21 protein-coding genes are annotated in these 20,083 nt (G+C 40.9%); 8 read left to right on the forward strand and 13 right to left on the reverse strand.

The annotated features are described in order from the left end of the window. Positions 1 to 81 precede the first annotated feature (81 nt). Together L950_RS03505 and L950_RS03510 are read right to left on the reverse strand one after the other, a co-directional pair. On the reverse strand, positions 82 to 888 hold the full coding sequence (locus L950_RS03505) for a helix-turn-helix transcriptional regulator (RefSeq protein ID WP_021191602.1): 807 nt from the start codon (positions 886 to 888) through the stop codon (positions 82 to 84). Positions 889 to 922: 34 nt separating this feature from the next. Further along, positions 923 to 1,549 carry a hypothetical protein gene (locus L950_RS03510; protein ID WP_031289244.1) on the reverse strand — a complete coding sequence of 209 codons (627 nt, stop codon included), beginning with the start codon at positions 1,547 to 1,549 and terminating at the stop codon, positions 923 to 925. Positions 1,550 to 1,709: 160 nt separating this feature from the next. Between L950_RS03510 and L950_RS03515 the strand changes: the two genes are divergently transcribed. Continuing rightward, positions 1,710 to 2,279, forward strand: a complete 570-nt coding sequence (locus tag L950_RS03515; protein ID WP_156169510.1) for a hypothetical protein — start codon at positions 1,710 to 1,712, stop codon at positions 2,277 to 2,279. 57 nt (positions 2,280 to 2,336) lie between these two features. Here L950_RS03515 and L950_RS03520 read toward each other — a convergent pair whose 3' ends face one another. After that, positions 2,337 to 2,861, reverse strand: coding sequence for an ExbD/TolR family protein (locus L950_RS03520; RefSeq protein WP_021191605.1), 525 nt, complete (start codon positions 2,859 to 2,861; stop codon positions 2,337 to 2,339). A 602-nt stretch (positions 2,862 to 3,463) separates the two neighbouring features. On the opposite strand from L950_RS03520, the gene L950_RS03530 reads away from it, so the two are divergent. The 3 genes from L950_RS03530 to L950_RS03540 all read left to right on the forward strand — a co-directional run bounded on the left by L950_RS03530 (position 3,464) and on the right by L950_RS03540 (position 5,896). Beyond that, on the forward strand, positions 3,464 to 3,979 hold the full coding sequence (locus L950_RS03530) for an RNA polymerase sigma factor (protein ID WP_197086216.1): 516 nt from the start codon (positions 3,464 to 3,466) through the stop codon (positions 3,977 to 3,979). A gap of 12 nt (positions 3,980 to 3,991) precedes the next feature. Continuing rightward, positions 3,992 to 4,678, forward strand: a complete 687-nt coding sequence (locus tag L950_RS03535) for a hypothetical protein (RefSeq protein WP_021191608.1) — start codon at positions 3,992 to 3,994, stop codon at positions 4,676 to 4,678. 480 nt (positions 4,679 to 5,158) lie between these two features. Continuing rightward, complete coding sequence (locus L950_RS03540) at positions 5,159 to 5,896, forward strand: sulfite exporter TauE/SafE family protein (protein ID WP_021191609.1); 738 nt, start codon at positions 5,159 to 5,161, stop codon at positions 5,894 to 5,896. A gap of 177 nt (positions 5,897 to 6,073) precedes the next feature. On the opposite strand, the gene L950_RS03550 is transcribed toward L950_RS03540, so the two are convergent. From L950_RS03550 to L950_RS03565, 4 genes are all read right to left on the reverse strand, one after another. After that, a complete protein-coding gene (locus tag L950_RS03550; protein ID WP_021191611.1) occupies positions 6,074 to 7,177 on the reverse strand; it encodes an L-dopachrome tautomerase-related protein in 1,104 nt (367 codons plus the stop codon). 232 nt (positions 7,178 to 7,409) lie between these two features. After that, the gene (locus tag L950_RS03555) at positions 7,410 to 7,700 is read right to left on the reverse strand and encodes a DUF3861 domain-containing protein (RefSeq protein ID WP_021191612.1); all 291 of its coding nucleotides are present in this window, start codon (positions 7,698 to 7,700) and stop codon (positions 7,410 to 7,412) included. A 6-nt stretch (positions 7,701 to 7,706) separates the two neighbouring features. After that, positions 7,707 to 8,690: an aldo/keto reductase gene (locus L950_RS03560; RefSeq protein ID WP_021191613.1), complete on the reverse strand. Its 984-nt coding sequence runs from the start codon at positions 8,688 to 8,690 to the stop codon at positions 7,707 to 7,709. 189 nt (positions 8,691 to 8,879) lie between these two features. Next, the gene (locus L950_RS03565) at positions 8,880 to 9,659 is read right to left on the reverse strand and encodes a helix-turn-helix domain-containing protein (protein WP_031289246.1); all 780 of its coding nucleotides are present in this window, start codon (positions 9,657 to 9,659) and stop codon (positions 8,880 to 8,882) included. 64 nt (positions 9,660 to 9,723) lie between these two features. Between L950_RS03565 and L950_RS03570 the strand changes: the two genes are divergently transcribed. The 4 genes from L950_RS03570 (at position 9,724) to L950_RS03585 (ending at position 14,444) form a co-directional block, all read left to right on the forward strand. Next, a complete protein-coding gene (locus tag L950_RS03570; RefSeq protein ID WP_021191615.1) occupies positions 9,724 to 11,082 on the forward strand; it encodes a TolC family protein in 1,359 nt (452 codons plus the stop codon). A gap of 11 nt (positions 11,083 to 11,093) precedes the next feature. Further along, positions 11,094 to 12,137 carry an HlyD family secretion protein gene (locus tag L950_RS03575; protein ID WP_021191616.1) on the forward strand — a complete coding sequence of 348 codons (1,044 nt, stop codon included), beginning with the start codon at positions 11,094 to 11,096 and terminating at the stop codon, positions 12,135 to 12,137. Positions 12,138 to 12,139: 2 nt separating this feature from the next. Continuing rightward, the gene (locus tag L950_RS03580; protein WP_031289248.1) at positions 12,140 to 13,729 is read left to right on the forward strand and encodes an MFS transporter; all 1,590 of its coding nucleotides are present in this window, start codon (positions 12,140 to 12,142) and stop codon (positions 13,727 to 13,729) included. Positions 13,730 to 13,919: 190 nt separating this feature from the next. Further along, positions 13,920 to 14,444 (forward strand): YceI family protein, encoded by a 525-nt coding sequence (locus L950_RS03585; protein WP_021191618.1) that lies wholly within the window; start codon positions 13,920 to 13,922, stop codon positions 14,442 to 14,444. Positions 14,445 to 14,528: 84 nt separating this feature from the next. Here L950_RS03585 and L950_RS37040 read toward each other — a convergent pair whose 3' ends face one another. The 6 genes from L950_RS37040 to L950_RS03605 form a co-directional block, all read right to left on the reverse strand. Continuing rightward, entirely contained in the window at positions 14,529 to 14,918 is a 390-nt protein-coding gene (locus L950_RS37040; RefSeq protein ID WP_410528086.1) for a hypothetical protein, read from the reverse strand. Continuing rightward, complete coding sequence (locus L950_RS37045; protein ID WP_410528087.1) at positions 14,891 to 15,109, reverse strand: hypothetical protein; 219 nt, start codon at positions 15,107 to 15,109, stop codon at positions 14,891 to 14,893. Before L950_RS37045 ends, L950_RS37040 begins: the two co-directional genes overlap by 28 nt. Before the next feature lie 23 nt (positions 15,110 to 15,132). Further along, complete coding sequence (locus tag L950_RS03590; RefSeq protein WP_410528088.1) at positions 15,133 to 16,626, reverse strand: catalase; 1,494 nt, start codon at positions 16,624 to 16,626, stop codon at positions 15,133 to 15,135. 394 nt (positions 16,627 to 17,020) lie between these two features. Next, complete coding sequence (locus L950_RS03595) at positions 17,021 to 19,003, reverse strand: triple tyrosine motif-containing protein (protein ID WP_031289249.1); 1,983 nt, start codon at positions 19,001 to 19,003, stop codon at positions 17,021 to 17,023. Continuing rightward, complete coding sequence (locus L950_RS03600) at positions 18,976 to 19,410, reverse strand: hypothetical protein (protein WP_031289250.1); 435 nt, start codon at positions 19,408 to 19,410, stop codon at positions 18,976 to 18,978. Before L950_RS03600 ends, L950_RS03595 begins: the two co-directional genes overlap by 28 nt. A gap of 32 nt (positions 19,411 to 19,442) precedes the next feature. Further along, a complete protein-coding gene (locus tag L950_RS03605; RefSeq protein WP_031289251.1) occupies positions 19,443 to 19,913 on the reverse strand; it encodes a hypothetical protein in 471 nt (156 codons plus the stop codon). Positions 19,914 to 20,083 lie beyond the last annotated feature (170 nt).

The following is a 20,083-nucleotide window of genomic DNA, read 5'->3' on the forward strand; positions in this document are numbered from 1 at the left end:
TTCTAATTTTTTAAAACCATTAATGATTCAAAATTAGTGGGATGACCACGCAATAAATTGGAAAAAACCGACAATATCGTTTTACAGCACCTGCATCAGGTTGATTGCAAGAAGATGATCATGATGGCGATATTGCATCGGGGTAACCCCTGCCTGACGCTTGAAACAATTATTCAGATGCGCCTGATCATAATAGCCACAGGCATATACAACCTGAGAAAGGTTAACATCTGAAGAAGATTTTTGCAATGATTTGAGAAAATGCTGGAACTTGATGACGTCTATAAATTTCTTAGGAGCGATTCCGACCTGCTCTTTAAACTTGCGCTCCAATTGCCGTTCCGTTACCGGCAGTTTTTGGATCAGGTCAGCAACAGCAATCATTCCGTTTGCTTGATAAATCAAATCTAAAGCCCCATGCATAAGACCATCTTGCTTTTGAAACCGATTCACGCGGCATATCAACAGCTTTTCGATCGCTTTTATCGCTTCAGAAGGGCTTTTAGAACTCAATACCTGCTCCTCCATATCACTTCCCTCCTGACCAAAAACAGTACGCAAAGGTGTAATGGTATTGTTCAATTCATAAGCCGATAAGTTCGTCAGCGCATGCAGACCATGTGGATGGAGAACCACAATCAACATATCCAATTTTCCGACCGACTTGATATCATTAAAATGTGTCATCTGTCCATAAAGAAAACTATGCGGCTGTTTACTTCCCGATTCACAAGCATTAACCTGTAAGAAAGGATCTTTAAAGTGAAAGACCAAACCCGGATTGCCATCCGAAAACAAGCGATAATCGGCATACCCATCATGATCATGCTTGATGATGAGGTAGTGTTTTACAATAGCGGAAAGCATCAATGACGGATAAAGCTGCATAATCTCAATAGATAATTTAACAAAGGTAATCCATTTATTCTGATGGAAGAAACACCTTCGGATCAAAACCTTCCAGATAATCAATTTTCCAGATACCGTTAGCTAACACAGCCTTCGCTTTGTAATTAAAGCCATCTCCCCACGACCAGTTGAAAGTGGCCATATTGTTAGCAAAATTCACATCTCTTAATATGATCTTTTCCCAGAAATTATCTGGATTATCCTGACAGTTGCACCAGGGATTTGCTCCGTTACCAAATGGCGGAAGTTCACCCACATACCATACCCACGATTTGTTTCGGAGTTTCTCGTCGATGATCAAGCCTATATTATCATAATTGGAAATAAACTGATCCGTGAATAGATTTGTTTCTCGCAGTTCGTTGATTCTCATTTTATGTCTTTCCAGATCAAGTCCCGCGTAAACACTATCCGCTTCTTTTAGTAGTAATGGTTCAAAATCCACTTGCGAACTGTTGGTTTCATTCCATTTATACAGTTCTTTTACCTTATTATGTAAGTCCCCTATCAAGTCGATCACGTTACTTTTCCGGGCTGTTTCCTGTTCTTTTTCTTTTGATGCCCCAGCATTCCCATGCTGGTTACAGGCAGAAAAGAACACTAATGCAAGTAATATGGTGGTTAATTTCGAATATTTCATGTTAATGATCAACTTCATTAAGGTTTACTATATAACGATCCTTTAAGTTCTTTAGTAGAACATCAAATAGTTAATTGCTGTGCTAAAATTAACATATTTCACTATAAATAACTACCTTCAAGAAAGATTAAATCAAATAGAGCCCGTTTACAATAAAAATATGATGAAACAACTAGCTATACTCCTTATACTAGGATTCAGTATGGGTGCAGCCGATGCACAGATTACCAGCATTTCGGTCAATAAAGCCAATTTCGAACAATCTGGTTTTCCCTTCAAAGGAAAAAGAGTGCTACAGGTAGAGCATATCACCACAGCAAATGAAGATAATTTTATCGTATTCTCGAAAGAACAACGGAATGCAGATCCCGATCACCTCTATATCCAGCAGTTTCAAAAAAATAACGACAAATGGACTGTTGTTGCCGAAGACCATGTTTCAGAAAAAGATATCGTCACTTCCGTCTGGGATGCCCGGAAAGCTTTTTTTGATGCCGATAAAGATGGAAAACTAGATGCTATTTTTGTCTATTCACGACACCCAAAAGGTGATATGGACAAACAGCTTAGCTGCATCGCACTTGTACTCTACAACAAACAGTTTTACAGGTTACAGGCAGATCAAGCAGATGGGTACCAAAAGACGACATACTCGGATAATTACAGTCAGTTGCCTGAAGTGATCAAAGCACAGGTAACACAATTCTGGGAAAAACTAGATAAGGATTAAAAACATAGCGCTTCGTCTGTATCGGACGAAGCGCTATGCGGAAATTTCAAAAATAAATTATAGAGAAGCTAAGACCATCTTTTCTTCATCTGCCCCTATTTTACTGATGGTATAGCGTTTAATATCGACATGCTTCATTTCGTCCAGGGCCTGTACCACATCCACCGCCCGTGCTTCCTTACTTGGTTTGATCAATACAATCATGTCCTTGCCATCCGCCTTTGCAGGGATCTCCAATTTCATGCGATCCAATACTTTTCTTATCCCATTCTTACTGAGGTCAGTGAACTCCGGTTTCGAGATCGGATGGTTAAAATCGCCATGATACCACATCAATCCTTTATCAGTTAACAGAAGCGATACCACACGTCTTTCGTCCAATAATATCGGTTCATGCCCAGATTTATCAGGCATTGCGATATCTAGACGATGAGGTTTATTTAATGTTGTCGTCAGCATAAAAAAGGTGATCAATAAGAATGCAAGATCCACCATTGCTGTCAGATCGACTTTAGGAGCCAGTTTTTTACTTCTGATTTTCTTTTTTCCTGCTTCCGGTTGTTTTTGATTTAGCTCTGCCATGATGTTCTAGATTAAATGATAGAATTGGTTAATACTCATCTTTAAGATGCCAGCATCAATCATATTCCATATTATTTTTCAATAAAAAAGATGCATGATCAACATTCCTCATCCAGTACTCCAAATGTCTTCAGCTTATTTTCCTACGTAAATCACAGCATTTCAGCGGCAATAACATCCTAAAATCAACTAATCCATTCGCTGATCATTCCTACCCAAACACCCGATTGGTCACCCTATGAGGCTGCGATTGAAGTGTTTTATACAATCTACAGTCAAAAACCAGCCGAAAAAAAAATATTTGGTGTAAAACTGTGATTTTTTGACACCCACTGCGAATAATTAAGGAAATAAGTTTAATTAATATTTTTAACAATGGAATTTTCAATAACTGCTGCCACTTTAAATCGTATGCTACCGAAGCGGATAGCACCTGTTTTCCATCATTGGAAACCGTACTTTCAGGCTACTAACATCCAGCTTTTCTGGTCGCGCATAGCAAAGTTCGTTTTAGCAAACATTTCTGCGCAAAGCCTTATTATGGATAAAGCAAGAGATAAACACATCAGGTATAACCCAACAACTTTACATAAAATTAAGAGTTGGCATGCGCACTTATCATGAACAAGCAGGAACAAAAAGAATTCTTTCAGCAAATAATTGAACAGCACAAAGGAATTTTGTTCAAAGTTGCCCGTGTGTATTGCCATGACGAGCATGATAGGGATGATCTGATGCAGGAAATGATGATACAGATCTGGCAATCTGTTCCGAGATATAAAGAGCAGTTTAAAATATCAACCTGGTTATACCGTATCTCACTCAATGTCGCGATTTCCTTTTATCGGAAAAACACAACGAGGACAAACCGATTCACGGTTCTCAATGAGCAGACATCAGATGTATACAAGGAGGAAAAAGTAGAAACAGAACAGCAGCTTGACTTATTAGAACAGTTTATCAGCGAATTGAGAGAATTGGACAAAGCCCTTATATTGATGTATCTGGAAGACAAAAGCCACCACGAGATGGCAGAGATTTTAGGGCTATCCGTCAGCAACATAGGAACAAAAATAGGACGCATCAAGGATAAATTAAAAACAAAGTTTTCACAATAAAACCATAAAGAAATGAACGAGTTAGAATTAAAAAAGCTTTGGCAAACGGCACAGGAAAAGTTGGATACTAACCTGGCTATCAGCACACAAAATACAGCAGCTATTACGCATATAAAAGTGGCGCATTTTCTATCATCAATGAAGCCGATCAAGCTTTTCACGATCTTAGTGGGGATCGTATGGGTCGGTTTTTTAGGAACAGTAGTCGTTTACTTATTCTTATACGCTTTCCCTAAAACAAATCTCTTTTTTCTGTTTTCAGCTACGGTTCAAGTCATGCTGTCGGCCATTGCATTGATCACCTATAGCTACCAGCTTATCACCATTTATCAGGTCGATATCAGCGGCCCCATCTTAGAGACACAAAAGAAAATAGCTCATCTAAAATCAACCACCTTATGGGTCACCCGTCTACTTTTCTTACAGTTACCGGTCTGGACCACCTTTTATTGGAATGATAGCATGCTGGACAATGGAAGCTGGCTGTTATGGTTTTTACAAGGCAGCATAACCTTTGCATGCACATATCTGTCCATTTGGCTTTTCATCAATATCAATTTTGAAAATAGAGATAAGAAATGGTTTCGCTTTATTTTCAACGGCAATGATTGGACGCCCCTATTAAAGTCAATGGAACTTTTAGAACAGATTGATGCCTATCAAAATAACAATAAACCACAGCAAAGCAACCTGAGCTAAATCCTTAATAAATCCCACCATCCAGCTATTCGATCATGGTTATGCGATAAAATTTGTTCGCATTTTTCTTCATCTTTTTATTAAACCGAAAAGATGAAGAAAATAAACAAATTAACGACATTTAGCCCTCAATTAACACCTCAAAACCGGCTATTATTTCGTATATTTATCGTTTAAGAATAATGCATCTTGAGGCTCTCAAAATAGACATTTAAACAACCTACACCCCCTATTTGCAGGCTGTTTTCACTGCGTTTTTTTTATCCTTGTAGATTATTTGCAGACGCAAAAAAATACTGTTGCGATAACCTGAAAAATAAGGGTATATTTTGATCCAAAGCAGTACATGAACACGGCTGCCAAAAAATTAAAAATAAGAACGCTTACTTGTCAATAGACCCTATTCGCAGGATACATTTCTTAAAGAATAAAACATCATAAGCTGTGCACATACGCCACTAATTTAAAAACAACATACAGATGGATATCATACTGATCAAAGTACTGGGTATAAATTTTATTGCAACATTAGTCAGATCGACGTTTGGATTCGGCGAAGCCTTAATCGCAGTTCCGTTATTAAGTTTTATTCTGCCGCTCGATATCGCAGTTCCCATGTCCGTCATGTTATCTGTCGCCATTGCCTTATTGGTCGTCGTTCAGGATCACAAAAAAATAGATGTTAAAAGTGCCAAATACCTCGTACTTGCCGCATTGATCGGCCTGCCAGCCGGTTTGGGTATGCTGCTGTATGGTAATGATAAATGGATTAAAATCGGATTGGGAATATTACTAATTGCATATTCAGCCTATGCCTTAACTGCTAAAAACACACAGGCTAAAACAGCAGATCATAACAGCTTATGGCTCTGGACCTGTGGTATAGCATCAGGTGTATTGGGTGGAGCCTTCGGCATCAACGGTCCTCCGCTCGTTGTATACGGAAAAATCAAAGGCTGGAATCCCAGCGAATTTAGAGCAACCTTACAAGGTTATTTTTTACCTGTCAGCTTCATCAGCGTAGTCGGTTATTATTTTAAAGATCTCATCACAGAAGAAGTTGTCCTCTATTTCTTAAAATCAATTCCCGTTATGATTCCGGCTATCTATATCGGCAGATGGTTAAACCACCGGATCGAACATAAAAAATTCTTTATATACGTGTACATCGGATTGATCATAATCGGCCTTGTCTCTATTATCAATACATTTATGTAAACATTGTACAGTTATCTTTGGAGCGCTACAAACTGTTATTCTCGCATAATGTTCACCTGCATAAGCTGCTTTTACGTAATACCGTATCCGTACAAATCGATATCCACAGCAAGAAAGCAGGAATCAATCTTGTTGTGGCAAATTTAGTCGGATTTTCAAATAAGATTGACTCCAGATTTAAGGTAATTGTACTTTGAAGACACGATACGGTAATTCCGTTCTGTTCTTTCCATTGCTCCAATTTGGATCCTGTGGAAGTTGAGCACAAGAAAAATACAGAAAGCCATCTGTTCCGATGCCTAGTGAATCTGGCCAGAGTAACCTTGAATCCTGTACTAAAGTATGCAGCTGACCATCTGGACTTAAATACTTAATGGTATAGTCCAAGGAATTGGTTAAATAAATATTGCCCTTTTTATCGGCAATCAGTCCATGTGTTACACCCACATCCCCCATATCTTCAACTTTCGACTCCAATTCTTTCTCGGTCAAAGATTCATCTGTCAAATATTTCGTTTCGATGCGATATAAATGTGTTTTATTAATCGGTTTAAAATAAAAATATTTAAAATCATGCGTTAAAGCAATACCATTCACATTTGACATAAACGGTTTACCGTTTTTATCCCGCATTTCCACTCCATCATACACAAGTATCAGATCAGGATCGGCTAAAGTAAAAGATGTCATTTCTAAAACTTGACGTGTTTTCCCTGTTGCTAAATCCAGTACAATAATTGCTGCTTGACCAGGATCTGATAGATAGGCTTTATTCTTTTGGACATCAACACGCACATCGTTCAAACCCGATTTAGATTTATCCAGATCATCAAAGCTATAGCGCTTCTCAACTTGATTTGTCCGGGTATTGATTTTTAATAATTTGAACTGCCCTTCTGCAGCTTCGCCATTATCGCCAAAAATAGAACCTGATGGTGCAGGTTTCGAATCCAATACCCAAAGAAAATCATTCGCATCAACATACAAATCCTGAACGCTCACAAAATGCCCGGCTTCTTCGCCCGGTTTATTCCATTCTTCATTCGGATAAGGAACACGCTCGCCGTTCACAATTTCTGTTAATCCGTACTGATAATCGGTATTTTGTTTCGGAAAAGCCACAAATAGCCGATTAGCAGTGTTTACACTTACGCCAATGGCCCGATATTTCCCAAAAGAAGCGGCTTCTATCAGCGCATCGCTGTGGTATTGCTGAGCTAAAGTATGATCCATAATTCCAAATAAAGTCAGTACAAAGACCATGTTATTGATCCATTTCATTATTTTAATCTATTTTAGTTTAAGTACGGTCCAATAAACATTACAACCGTGCGTAATGCAAAAAAGCGATAGCAAAGCAACTTCCAACATTTAATTTCCACTGATAGCAAATAGCTATTCCATAAAATCAAGAACCTGTGCTAAGCACATCTTTTCCTATTTTATACAATTGGTATCGCGCAAGCTGAAAGGCATGTGATCACTACTTTGCTATGGCCATTCCGCTATCCTTTTAACTACTTTTCAATTTCTTCATAAATTCTAAAATTGCTGGACGTAAATCCTCAAACAAAGGATTTTCTTTGTTTTTCAACATAACTTCCGTAAACAATTTCAGTCCCAAAGCAAATTCAGTCGCTGTTTCCTTATTATCAAAAATCTGTTTCGAACTGATCACCTCAAAAATGTTGAACAGATCATCATGATTATCAAAATTTAAATGTAAAGATTTTGTTCCCGCATCCCCATTCTTCAGACTAACTTCTTTTAATTCTAATTGATAAGCATTATTTCTTTTTTCCATAGCTCTCTAAAAATTACTAACAAATTCATTAATGGTATCTATTTCTTCTTGACTTAAATGGATCGCAATTGCCTGCGCATTTTGAACCGCTTGATCTGCATTTCTTGCTCCTGCCAAAGCAACAGTAATTCCCGCCCTTTCGATGGTCCATCGCAGTACCAATTGGGCTAAGGTAGCATGATGCTCATCAGCAATCGGTTTTATTTTTGCCAGTAAGTCATTGGTCTTAGCAATAAATTCAGGCTGAAAATGCGGTAAATTTGCACGGTGGTCTCCTGGTTGAAATTGATAATCCGTTGTTATCTTACCTGTCAGTAACCCTCTTTGTAATGGGCTATAAGCTAAAATCGATTTATTGTTCACCACACTGTAAGAAACGGTTTCCTCTTCAATACCCCGATTCACCATACTGAACGGAACTTGATTGGATACCAATTTCAACGTTTTTTCAGCTTCCTCCATTTGTGAGGCACTATAATTACAGACACCGGCATAGCGCACCTTGCCCTGTTCAATCAACCGGCCAACGGCTTCAAACGTTTCACTTATTGCAGTTGTCGTATCGGGCCAGTGAATTTGATACAGATCAATATAATCTGTCCCTAGACGGCGTAAACTCTGTTCACATTCGTAAATAATACTGTCCTTCCCCGCAAACTTGTAGATATCGATCGCTTCACCCGCATTGTTTTTACTATGCATTGCTAAATTCCCCTCTGCCAGATCCCAACGCATGCCAAATTTGGTCAATAGCTGGACCTTATCCCGCGAAATTCCCTTAATCGCCTCACCGACGATTTCTTCACTCGTTCCCTGACCATAGATCGGTGCAGTATCGATAGCCGTTACACCGACATCATAAGAAGCTTTGATCGCTTCGATTGCATCGTTTCGATCCGTACTGCCCCACATCCAACCTCCAGCGGCCCACGCACCGAAAGTAATCGCTGAAATCTCTAAATCACTATCTCCTAATTTCCTGTATTCCATTGTTTTTTATATTTTATGTTCTAAAATTCTAATTCACTTGATCATATTTTTCACTTCAGTTTTCCGACCGGCTAAGGTCATACTCTTATAAAACAGTTAACTTGGGATGTTGTTTCCTGCTAACCTGAATATCGTCGCAGCTCAACTCAAAAAACGAATTGCCTAGCTGTCCACATATTAGAGCGAAACCTACATCGTTTTAAAATCACTCGGACGCATATTGGTCAGCTGGGAAAATGTATTACTGAATGCCGAAATATTCGAATAGCCCACTTCATAGGCAATTTCGGTAATCGTAAGATCCGTGTCCTTCATCAATTCCATCGCACGGATCACCCGGAGCATTTTCACATACTGCACAATAGAAATATGCAATTTGCTTTTGAACAACCGCGTTAAGGTCCTTACACTATAGCCAAAAGTTCTGGCAATGTCCTCCAGCGCCAAAGATTCACTTATTTTCGAACGTAAATAGTTCGTGATAGCATTCAGACGGGTGTCATCAGTAACCGGAAGCTGAATTGCAAATTTCTTCAGATGCTCCTTCGGCAACAGATTTTTCACCGTATTCAAAAACTCAAATTCCCAGGACCCCTGAAAAAAATCACCCTGCCATTTTTCACTGAAGACGAGCATTTCGGACAAGAGCTTACTCACCGGATAAATCCCCAGTTCATCGTAAAAACCAGCATAACCCTGACTGGGGTAGTAAAAATTGATAATTTGTAAATCCTTGGTATTGAACATCAGATTATGGGAAAAATGGCCCGGGATCCAGATATAATGATTAGAAGGAATATAATAGTCCCTTTCCTGCGTCTGCAGGTAAGCAATCCCACCGTAAACCAGTAAAAGCTGCCCCTTATCATGCTGATGGGCGAGCAATTGCTGTTCCGTCTGTTGACGAATCACCAAAATCGAATCGGGATTCTGATCGATATTCTTAATGAGCTGCTCCAAAAGATCCATATGGCCCAATTTAACAAACTTTAGGCTAATTATATAAAACACCTCCTCTTTTCTTCCAATAATTTTGCACAAAGATTATTACACAGCATACAAAAATGAAACAGTACCCCTTTTTAATCACCGCATTGATCGCCAATCTTTCCTCACACAGGCTTCTTTCGCACAAGCTCCTGATAGTACCTGGACATTGGAAAAGATATGGGATCTCGCCGCAAAGCAGAACCGGCATCTGCATCTGGCGGATTTAAGTGTACAGGAAAGCAGGACCAGTACCCAGGAAGCACGGGACAAACTGCTTCCCGATCTGGCAGTATCCGGAAATTACGCCCTTAACTCCAAATTTCTAATTTACGACAACGGTCTCTTTTCAAAACCGCAGGATGTTCCTGTTTCCAGTTATGGCTATGGCTTTGGTTACAACCTGGATTTCAATATTTACAATGGTGGTAGGGATAAACGAAATATCCACATCAAACAAGAAGAGCAACAGCGCAAACAAGTTGAATTTGAACTGCAACATGACAACATCAAGTTTGCCATCGCCATGGTCTATTACGAACTGTATAAGTATCTACGATACCATGAATTTCTGCAGACAGAAATTAAAACTGAAAAACAGCAGCTCAGCAGCATCCAAAGCCTACATAAAAATGGTGTCGTCCTCAAAAGTGACGTCTTACGTACTTCGGTCAAGCTCTCGCAATTGGAACTCAGTTTGTCGGACGTGGAGAAAAAAGTAGTGCTGGCCAAACAGCGTCTCAATATACTCGTCGGAAGAAACGAAACCGAACCACTGGAAATTCCTATTCAGGAAATCGTGAACTTAGATGCAGGCAATAGGGTAGCTTATGCAAGCTATCAGGCAGAGGCCATCAGTCAATCGCCGGAATTTAAAATCACCCAAAGTGATATCAAAATCAGCGAGCTTCAGATCAAACAGGCAAAATCCACCTTGCAGCCTAAGATCTCCTTGTATTCACATTACAACTACACGTATCCGCAGGTATCCTTTTATCCCTACTCCAACGATCCCTGGGGCTATGGACAGACCGGTATCAAGATGCAGTTTGCGCTAGAAAACCTCTACAAAAGCAAACATACCATCGCACACGCACGCAATCTCAGCGAACAGCAGAAAGAAAAAGCAAACATCAAAAAAGATGAAATTTCGGTCAGGGTCAAGGAAGCATTCCTGCAACAGCAACAGGCACTCGAAAGCGTCACAACAGCAACCGACAATATCATCCAGACGACCGAAACTGTGCGGGTCATCCGAAACAGCTACCTCAATCAGGAATCCCTGCTCACCGATCTGCTCAATGCAGAGAACATCCTGCTGGAATCAAAATTTAATTTAACACAAGCACAGGTCAATCTAAAATTAAGCCATATCAAGCTTCTGCTGATTACAGGAGCACTTTAATTGTAAACACCATGGACAAAAATAAAACAGATAAAATTGTAGTCGCAATCACCAAATGGTTAGGCATCTTATTATTGGTCGGTATCAGCACCTGGTGTGTCGTCTATTTCTGGAAAGGATATCAATACGAGCAAACCAACGATGCGCAGATCGATGCCTACCTCTCACCCGTAAACGCAAAAGTCGGTGGATACATCAGCAAGATTTATTTCCAGGATAACCAACAGGTAAAAAAAGGCGATACCTTATTGCTCATCGAGGAAAGTGAATACGGACTGAAACAGGAAGCCGCATTGGCCGAACTGATGAGTTCACGTGCAAAACTCCCGATCCTCAGCGCCCATGAAGATACCCAGCTCAAGACCATCGAAGTGATCAAAGCACATCTGTCCGGATCAAAGGCAAAACTAACACAGCAACAAAAAGAATTTAACCGCTATCAGAACCTGCTAGCTGAACAATCCACCACACAGCAGAAATTTGATCATGTGGAGGCAAACTTGGCCATCAATCAAGCGGACTATGATGAATCGCAGGCTAATCTGCAGGTTGCGCAATCCAAACTGCAAGATTTCAAAGCCCAGCGATCGGCGATTGAGGCCGAAATCCGGATCAAAGAAGCCCTGCTCAAAAGACAGGAATTGGATGTCCGCTACACCGTGATCACCGCACCTTTTGATGGGCAACTGGGTAAAAAAAACATTCAGGAAGGACAATTGGTACAACCGGGACAAACCTTAGCATTTCTCACCAATGATACCGAAGAGAAATGGGTCGTGGCCAATTTTATGGAAACCCAGATCCGCAACCTACATATCGGAAATACGGTCAATATTGAAGTCGATGCCTTTCCCGGAGAGCAATTCACCGGAACCATCCAGTCCATTTCCCCCACTACCGGATCGCGCTACTCCCTGTTACCTCCCGATAATGCCACCGGTAATTTCGTGAAGATCATCCAGCGCATGCCTGTCCGCATTAAACTAAACGAAAGCCAAGGGCTAGCCAAACTCGCTGCCGGCATGAACGCACATGTATATGTGGTAAAAAACTAAAGATGCAAGCACATAAAATTCCTTTATTTAAACACTGGGTATCCGAGTGGCTGGCCAGATCGGTTATCTTCGCCATCCTGATGACCTGCTTATTCAGTTTTGCCCTCTACAGCAGTCCTGTAACCGTGATGGGCTATTATGGTGTAGCACCCACAGATGTACAATATGCCATGGTACTCATCTATGGATCGACGGTCACATTTCTGGCCCTCGATTCCCGTATTGTGAAATACTTCACCTCACGCAAATACCTCTTGATCGGATTAGCGACCAATGGTATCTGTACACTGATCTGCTTCCATAGTAAAAGCTGGCCCCTCTTTCTCGTCTGTCAATTTGCACAGGGCATCACCTGCGCACTGCTATCGGGTATTGTACTCCATCTGGTGTTTCCCAGACTGCATAGCACCCGGGCCAGAGTCATCGGGTACACCATCCTCTATGCCGGCATTCAGATTTCTATTCCACTTTATTCCATCTACTGCAGCATGGTGCTTCATTATCTGGATTTCAACTGGTTGTTTTACGGAGCCAATATCTTACTGCTGCTGCTCACCGCTACCGTATTGATCACGATGGATGCCAAAGCAAGATTGCATCAAAAGATACCGCTCTATCAGGTGGACTGGATCGGCTACCTCTTCTATACCAGTTTTGTACTGCTCTTGGGCTATATCCTCATTTACGGCAGGCAGCTGGGCTGGTTCAGCAGTACCGTGATCTGCCAGCTGGTTCTGGCCGCAGTATGCATCCTTATACTTTTTATCATCAGGGAAATGCGGTTAAAACGTCCGTTGATTAATCTGCGGATTTTCAAAGCGAAAAACTTTGTTATCGGTCTTTTACTGCTTTTTGTATTTTACCTCTTCAAAGGCAGTACAGGACTGACCTACAGCCATCTGGAAACGATCTTAAAAACCGATCCTTTACATACCATCCCCATCTGGTTGGCTGTCATATCCGGAACAGTACTCAGTATGTATATAACAGCGCGCTTTATACTATTGGGAACCCATCTGATTCGGATGATCATCGTCGGATTTATCATCATGGGCTTGTATTATACCTATATGCTGCTCTTTATTTCCGTGACCGGATCGACAGCAGACTTTATTCTGCCTATGTTTATCTATGGTATTGCGACCGGAGTTTTATTTGTGCCTATTGTCACATTTACTGTATCTGATGCACCAGCCAAAATCGCAATAAATGCCTCCATGATCGGTATTCTGGCTCGATTTATAGGATTTTGCAGCAGTATGGCGGTTAACAACGAACTGCAGTTATTTACCCGGGCCGCGGTTCAGGATCAGGTACGCCATGCGGTTAACCAGATCAATCCGCAGTTGCCCCTCACCTTGCAGCAGATCGAACAGACCTATCAAAATGCAGGTAATGATGGTGTAAAATCGCAGGTGGCTGCCAATGCCTTTTTCAATACCATGCTCAAAGAACAGATCCTCGCCCGCGCAAGCCGCGATTACTATGACCTGATGCTTACCGGAGTCGTACTGGTCATTATGCTCCTGATCTTTCTACCCAAAATGCAGCAGGTGGTACTGAGATTGACAAAATTCAATGTTCCTTACTAGATCTGAACCCATGTGCAAAAATAAATCAAAACCAATAGAGCGCCTCTTTGTTTACCTAATGTCAGAAGGCAAAGCGCATGTACGATATTGATCTAGGTCAAGAATTATAACGGTGTTAATCTTTATTTTTGTAGCATCATATTAGAGAAGAAAATAAAAAAATTTATAAACAAATTTAAACATTAAAGTTATGGCAAATTGGAGTTTAGACAAAGCACACAGTGAAATAGAGTTTAAAGTAAAACACATGATGATTACTAACGTAAAAGGTCAATTTCAAGATTTCGACGTTACGGTAGATAGTGATTCAAACCATTTAGAAAATGCCAAAATAGACCTGACCATTCAGACAGCGTCTATCAACACGAAAAACGAACAACGTGACGAGCATTTGAAAAGTGCAGACTTTTTTGATGTTGCGGCCAACCCGACCATTACATTTCATGCTACGAGCAGTAAAAAAGACGGTGATGATATTAAATTAACAGGCGATCTAACGATCAAAGGCATTACCAAATCCGTTACATTCGACGTGGAGTTTGGTGGTGTAGCAAAAGATCCTTGGGGTAATGAAAAAATCGGTTATACCGCTACCGGTAAAATCAACCGTCAGGATTTCGGATTAACTTGGAACGCGGCTTTAGAAACAGGTGGATTGATGGTGAGCGACGAAGTAAAATTCCAAGCAGATTTTCAGTTCATTGTGACGAAATAAGCAACATATACCCTTATAAAAAAGTCATGCTCCCATCAGAAGCATGACTTTTTTTGTATATGCATGAGATCGATAGTTCCCGCACTAAGCAGGAACTTTTCGTCCTTTCTCCCGATCCCATACCCGGTGACCTTTCATCGCTTTGATAAAGTCCGCCGTCAGGTTATTTTTTGATTCGATTACCACACCGGCATCTTTTTCCTGCTTGGCGATATACGATCCTGCGATTAATTTTTCAGCACCCTTAGCAAAAGCCAAAGCCTTACAATGTCTAAATCCCTCGTTGATGAAATGGATATAATCCGGCTCATCCTCCAATGTTGCAACCGAATCGCCATCTGGAGTATAGAATGCATCATAACAGACCGAAGCCTCCGTCAGATAGGTATGTTGGATTTCCGCCTCTCCACCTTCCTTAAATTTCACGCTACCCGTATGCGTGGAGATCAGAACTGCCTCAGCACCCTCTGCCACCAATGCTTTTTCATCACATCGACCGATGCTTTGCTCACACCATCTGCAACCAGAAAAGCAACTTTCCGAGTTTCAATCGTTCCTTCACCCGGAGCTGTAGCCATACTCAATGCTGCAGACTTTTCAACCTCTGGTTTAGCCGCTTTAACAGGGTATTCAGGGTGGTTCTGACGCGCAAACTGTAACGTCAATTCATCCAGCTGCTCCGGCGGCGTCAATCCAGGTTGGCACCTACCCTTGTTGCAAGTACTTGATCGATCTGATTTAAGATCGCCAGCTCCCGTTTACGGATAGCAACCGAATTTACTTTCGACAACTCAAAGCTATAACCATTGATGATATGTTCTTTCTCAGGCGTTGTCTGCGAATTAAAAAACAAGCGCGCTTGCGTGAAGTGATCCGCAAAAGATGAAGACCTGCGTCTTACCTTGTAACCATCCACCTTTTCCTCATGGCTTTTAAAACCCGTTTCCCCTTTTAACATCGCTTGGTATGGGCAACCGCCACCCAAGCTATTTGGGAAATAGCTGACGTTTCCTTTCAGGATATCCTGTCTTCCGAAGCCGTCTTTTTGATTGTTGTATTTACCGTTCACCGGTCTATTGATCGGAAGTTCATGAAAATTAGGACCACCCAATCGGTAATTCTGTGTATCTGCGTAAGAGAATATACGTCCCTGCAATAAAGGATCATTGGTCAGGTCAATACCGGGTACCAAACGTCCAGGATCAAAGGCTACCTGCTCTGTTTCCGCAAAGAAATTCTCCGGATTGCGGTTCAATGTCATCGTTCCGATGATCGTCACGGGGATCAATTCTTCCGGAATGATCTTCGTTGCATCCAATAGATCGAACGAATATTTCTGCTCATCCTCTTCCGGTACAAGCTGTACACCCAGATCCCATTGCGGAAAATTACCCTTTTCGATATTCTCCCACAGGTCGCGGCGTAAGAAATCAGAATCAAAACCCGATAATTTTTGTGCCTCGTTCCATGCCACGGAGTGCACCCCTAATTTTGGTTTCCAATGGAACTTCACAAAAGTACCTTTCCCTTCGGCGTTGACAAATTTGAAGGTATGAACACCAAAACCTTCCATCATTCTAAAAGAACGTGGAATAGCACGGTCCGACATCGCCCACATCAACATATGTGCAGATTCAGGCATCAAAGAAATAAAATCCCAAAATGTATCATGAGCCGATGCTGCCTGAGGCATCTCGTTATTCGGTTCAGGCTTAACCGCATGAACCAGATCCGGGAAATTCATCGAATCCTGGATAAAAAACACCGGAATATTGTTGCCCACTAAGTCATAATTACCCTCCTCCGTATAAAACTTCACCGAGAATCCCCTTACATCGCGCGCCAGATCAGTCGATCCTTTGAAGCCCGCAACAGTAGAAAAGCGGATAAACAAAGGTGTTACCGTACCCTTCTTTAAAAAAGCGGCACGTGTATATTTGGAAACATCCACTTTCGTTTCAAAAACACCGTGAGCACCAGAACCTCTCGCATGTACCACACGTTCCGGAATCCGCTCCCGGTCAAAGTGAGCCAGCTTATCTTGAAAAATAAAATCTTCTATGAGTGCAGGACCACGTTCTCCAGCTTTGAGCATGTTGTTGTTATCATTGATCGGAACTCCATCATTCGTTGTCAAAACCCGATTGGCATTATCAATCGTATGCTCTTGAATCTGTTGCACTTTTTGTTTTCTTGTTGCTTCGCCATGTTTATAGTAGTTATTGAGGAAATTGAAAAGATGTCAGCCTGTAAAAGCACAAACGACACTACTGCTATAAACAGCACAAATCATAATTTGTTTCCCGCACTACTACTCAAAAGAAAGTTAATACTATAAATTGTCTTCATCATACAGTATTCACGAACAATTTTTAAGTAAAAATTTGTATTACTATTTAGGTAAAGCGCCCATTATTAACCTTATCCTATGTTTTAATCAAAGAAAACAAACAGCAAACACAAAAAAAATGAAGACGCCAAAAAAAATCAGTGAAATATAATTTACCAATGCTAAAAAGTTTTAAGCACCCGGCGCAGTAGCGGTTTTCATTTATAAACATTAAACATATCGTTTATCAAATTTCATTCAAAAAATCACTTAAAGACTGATCTTTTCCTACTGGTAGTTTTTTACGTAAACGGTACCGGTGTATTTCAACTCCTCTGACCGTAATATTCTGCAACTGCGCAATCTGCTTCGTGGTGAAATTCAATTTCAAGTAAGCGCATACTTTCAAATCATTCCGCGATAACCCTTCATGATTGGACTTCAGCTTATTCAAAAAGCCATCATTCAGTTCATCAAAATGCAGCGCAAACTGATCCCAGTTGGCACTATTTTTCTCCACATCTTTCAGTAAATTGTTGATCCGTTTTAATTCCGAAGCCTCTTCCTCACTCCCTTCTATTTTTGCCAGTTCATCACGGACTTTAACAAGCGTTCCCGAATTTTCCAAAAGCTGCATACTCGCACTGGCCAGCTCTTTCGTTTTCACCAGGACTTCCTGTTCCAGCTTTTCATTATTGAGCTTGACAATTTCCTTTTCGCTCTTTTCGATTTCCAGCTGATGGATGTAGCGGAGCTGTGCCATTTTCTTCTCATATTGAAGCTGTTGCTTTTTCCAGACCTGCTTTTGCACCTTAAAAAAGAGATAGATGCTCAATGCTCCCAATAGAATATAGACCAGCTTTGCCCAGATACTCAGATACCAAGGTGGTAGAATCGTAAAATCATAGCTAACGGTTTCGGAGATCTGGTTTAAATTGTTTCGAACCCGAATCTGAAAACGATACTTTCCACTTGGCAGGTTGGTATATGATTTTTCAGCAATATTCTCCCATGTGGACCAGTTCTCATCATAACCGACCAGTTGATAGCTGAACTCCATATGTTCATGGATACCAAAACTTGGCGAAGAGAAAGCAAACTGAAAAGAATTGAATTTGGAAGCCAGCTCCAACCGGTCCGCACGGAGCTGTTCATAAGCGCCCGTGGAGTTTTTCGTGAAATACCCGGCAAATAGAATACTGTCCTGCGCTGATTTTGCCGTTACCTGCGACAATAGCACAAGTGGTTTCCGCGCTTCCTGAATATATTTTTCATAGTTGATATGGATGATCCCTTTTTCAGCACCGATATAGATATTATTTTTATCAAACGTATTGATATGATCAAATCCCGAAGTATTCATGCCTTCAATTTCCGGAAATTTAATAAGCTGATAGGTCTTATTTTTTGCGTCATATTGTGCTACCCCGACGTATTTATCTGTACAGTACCAGATATTGCCCTCTTTATCCTCCTTTAAATAGCGAATCGTCAGACCATCAAATTCCTTATAATCAGCAGACTTGACAAACGCATTTTTGGCATAATCGTAGGTGTACAGGCCCTTTTCTGTGGCAAAAACGATCTGATCCTTAATCTTGAACAAAAAATTCTGATAGTCTGATGGTAAACCATTCTTCTTCGTTAAGAGAACAGCATCGTAAGCATGGCGGTTTGCCGCCAGTCGCATGCGGTAAATACCGCGATAAGGATGTGAAGCCCAAATTGTATTTTTCTCATCCAATTCTAAAAAGCGATAAGAATCCACAAACCCGCGCAACTGACCGCCGGACTGAAAAATACCGTTTTGATAATTTAACAGCTCTAAACCCTGATAAGTACCCACCAGAGCCTGTTCTACCGGATAAACGGAACTTAACGGCAATACATTCCAGGTGCCTGTGCGATTGGACAGTGGCAGTAAAGCTTGATCCTGAATCTGAAACAATCCTTTATTGTGCCCCAGTAATAAGCGTCCGTTCAGTTCCTCCAGCAACCAGGCCTCGCCACCATCACTTTTCGGAAAAAGTGAAAAAGAACTCAATGAACGGCTCTGATCTTTCAGTCCTTTGCTGATTGGTGCCACATATACCCCGTTGGATGAAGATAAATAAAGCTTATGATCAAAGATCAGCGACGATAGCCCAGTCACCTCATTTTCAAGATTGGGACGCAGATACCGTACAGCAGATCCGTACGAAATCACCGAAATCCCATTGTCACTGGCCACCCAGATATTTTTTGCTGGTCTACAAATACCGATGAAATATTCTTGTTCACCAAACCTTCCCGAATGCCGATGCGTTGAATCGTTTTCCCATCGCGATCACGGATATGACAGCCCTCTTTTGCATTGCCGACAACAAAGGTGGAGTCATCGATACGCGCGGCAGATGGTGTATAACTATCATCCCATCGCTCCTTATTTAACTGCAATAACACCCTGTCTTTCAGGAAGTAGTTCTGGTTATTTAAAGTAGATACAACGATCCGGTCTTTACCCAAAGGAAGCATCGATGCGATTTTCATTTCGCGATAAGGCAACGTTGCCAGCACAGGTAACCAGTGGTTATTACGGTAAACCAATAAGCCATTTTTTTTATCTTGCGCAAAGAGCGATTCACCCACTTTACCCATAAAATACCATTCCGCAGCAGCGGGATGTACCGTTATTTTTTGCCCTTTGAGCTCAAAATCACATTGGTCGCCCTAAAAAAAACTGACTGCCCAAAAGATAAGGTATTCCAGATGTCAGCAAAATTGCGGTACTCTTCTGGAATCAATGTTTTCAGTGATGTATATGTCAGACCACCCCGTTCAGATGGTTCGAAATATCCGAAATCTCCCTGACCGCCCACATAGATCCGGTCATGCTGATCAATCCATAGCGAACGGATAATGGTATGGTTGGGCAACGCATACGATTTCCAATACCGGCCATCAAAAGTAATCAGCCCTTCACTGTTTCCAAAATACAAGATTCCCCTGCTATCTTGCTTAATATCCCAGGTCCGGCTTCCGCCACCATATACGGTTTTATTATAATTATTGACCAGTGGTAATCCCAATAAATTTTGCCCACATAATGCAATAGGTATTATAAAAAAAACGAAAAAATAAAGGACTGCGAAATACTTCATATACACTATTTATAATGGTTGACGTACAATTGACGTACCCCAAATATAGCGATTTTAACCGCATTAACGCAACATGACGTAGTAATGAAGTAGTGTTTAAATTTAACTTATGCCCATCTAAATCTAATTTTGAGCTAATTATAAACATTCCTAAATTTTTTAATTCATCA

Source organism: Sphingobacterium sp. IITKGP-BTPF85, from assembly GCF_001006065.1.
Lineage (GTDB): Bacteria > Bacteroidota > Bacteroidia > Sphingobacteriales > Sphingobacteriaceae > Sphingobacterium > Sphingobacterium anhuiense.

Coding starts and splice junctions, on each gene's coding strand:
- L950_RS03505 (WP_021191602.1), bottom strand. CDS start 888: ATGCAGCTTTATCCGTCATTGATGCTTTCCGCTATTGTAAAACACTAC.
- L950_RS03510 (WP_031289244.1), bottom strand. CDS start 1,549: ATGAAATATTCGAAATTAACCACCATATTACTTGCATTAGTGTTCTTT.
- L950_RS03515 (WP_156169510.1), top strand. CDS start 1,710: ATGATGAAACAACTAGCTATACTCCTTATACTAGGATTCAGTATGGGT.
- L950_RS03520 (WP_021191605.1), bottom strand. CDS start 2,861: ATGGCAGAGCTAAATCAAAAACAACCGGAAGCAGGAAAAAAGAAAATC.
- L950_RS03535 (WP_021191608.1), top strand. CDS start 3,992: ATGAACGAGTTAGAATTAAAAAAGCTTTGGCAAACGGCACAGGAAAAG.
- L950_RS03540 (WP_021191609.1), top strand. CDS start 5,159: ATGGATATCATACTGATCAAAGTACTGGGTATAAATTTTATTGCAACA.
- L950_RS03550 (WP_021191611.1), bottom strand. CDS start 7,177: ATGAAATGGATCAATAACATGGTCTTTGTACTGACTTTATTTGGAATT.
- L950_RS03555 (WP_021191612.1), bottom strand. CDS start 7,700: ATGGAAAAAAGAAATAATGCTTATCAATTAGAATTAAAAGAAGTTAGT.
- L950_RS03560 (WP_021191613.1), bottom strand. CDS start 8,690: ATGGAATACAGGAAATTAGGAGATAGTGATTTAGAGATTTCAGCGATT.
- L950_RS03565 (WP_031289246.1), bottom strand. CDS start 9,659: ATGGATCTTTTGGAGCAGCTCATTAAGAATATCGATCAGAATCCCGAT.
- L950_RS03575 (WP_021191616.1), top strand. CDS start 11,094: ATGGACAAAAATAAAACAGATAAAATTGTAGTCGCAATCACCAAATGG.
- L950_RS03580 (WP_031289248.1), top strand. CDS start 12,140: ATGCAAGCACATAAAATTCCTTTATTTAAACACTGGGTATCCGAGTGG.
- L950_RS03585 (WP_021191618.1), top strand. CDS start 13,920: ATGGCAAATTGGAGTTTAGACAAAGCACACAGTGAAATAGAGTTTAAA.
- L950_RS03600 (WP_031289250.1), bottom strand. CDS start 19,410: ATGGGTAAAGTGGGTGAATCGCTCTTTGCGCAAGATAAAAAAAATGGC.
- L950_RS03605 (WP_031289251.1), bottom strand. CDS start 19,913: ATGAAGTATTTCGCAGTCCTTTATTTTTTCGTTTTTTTTATAATACCT.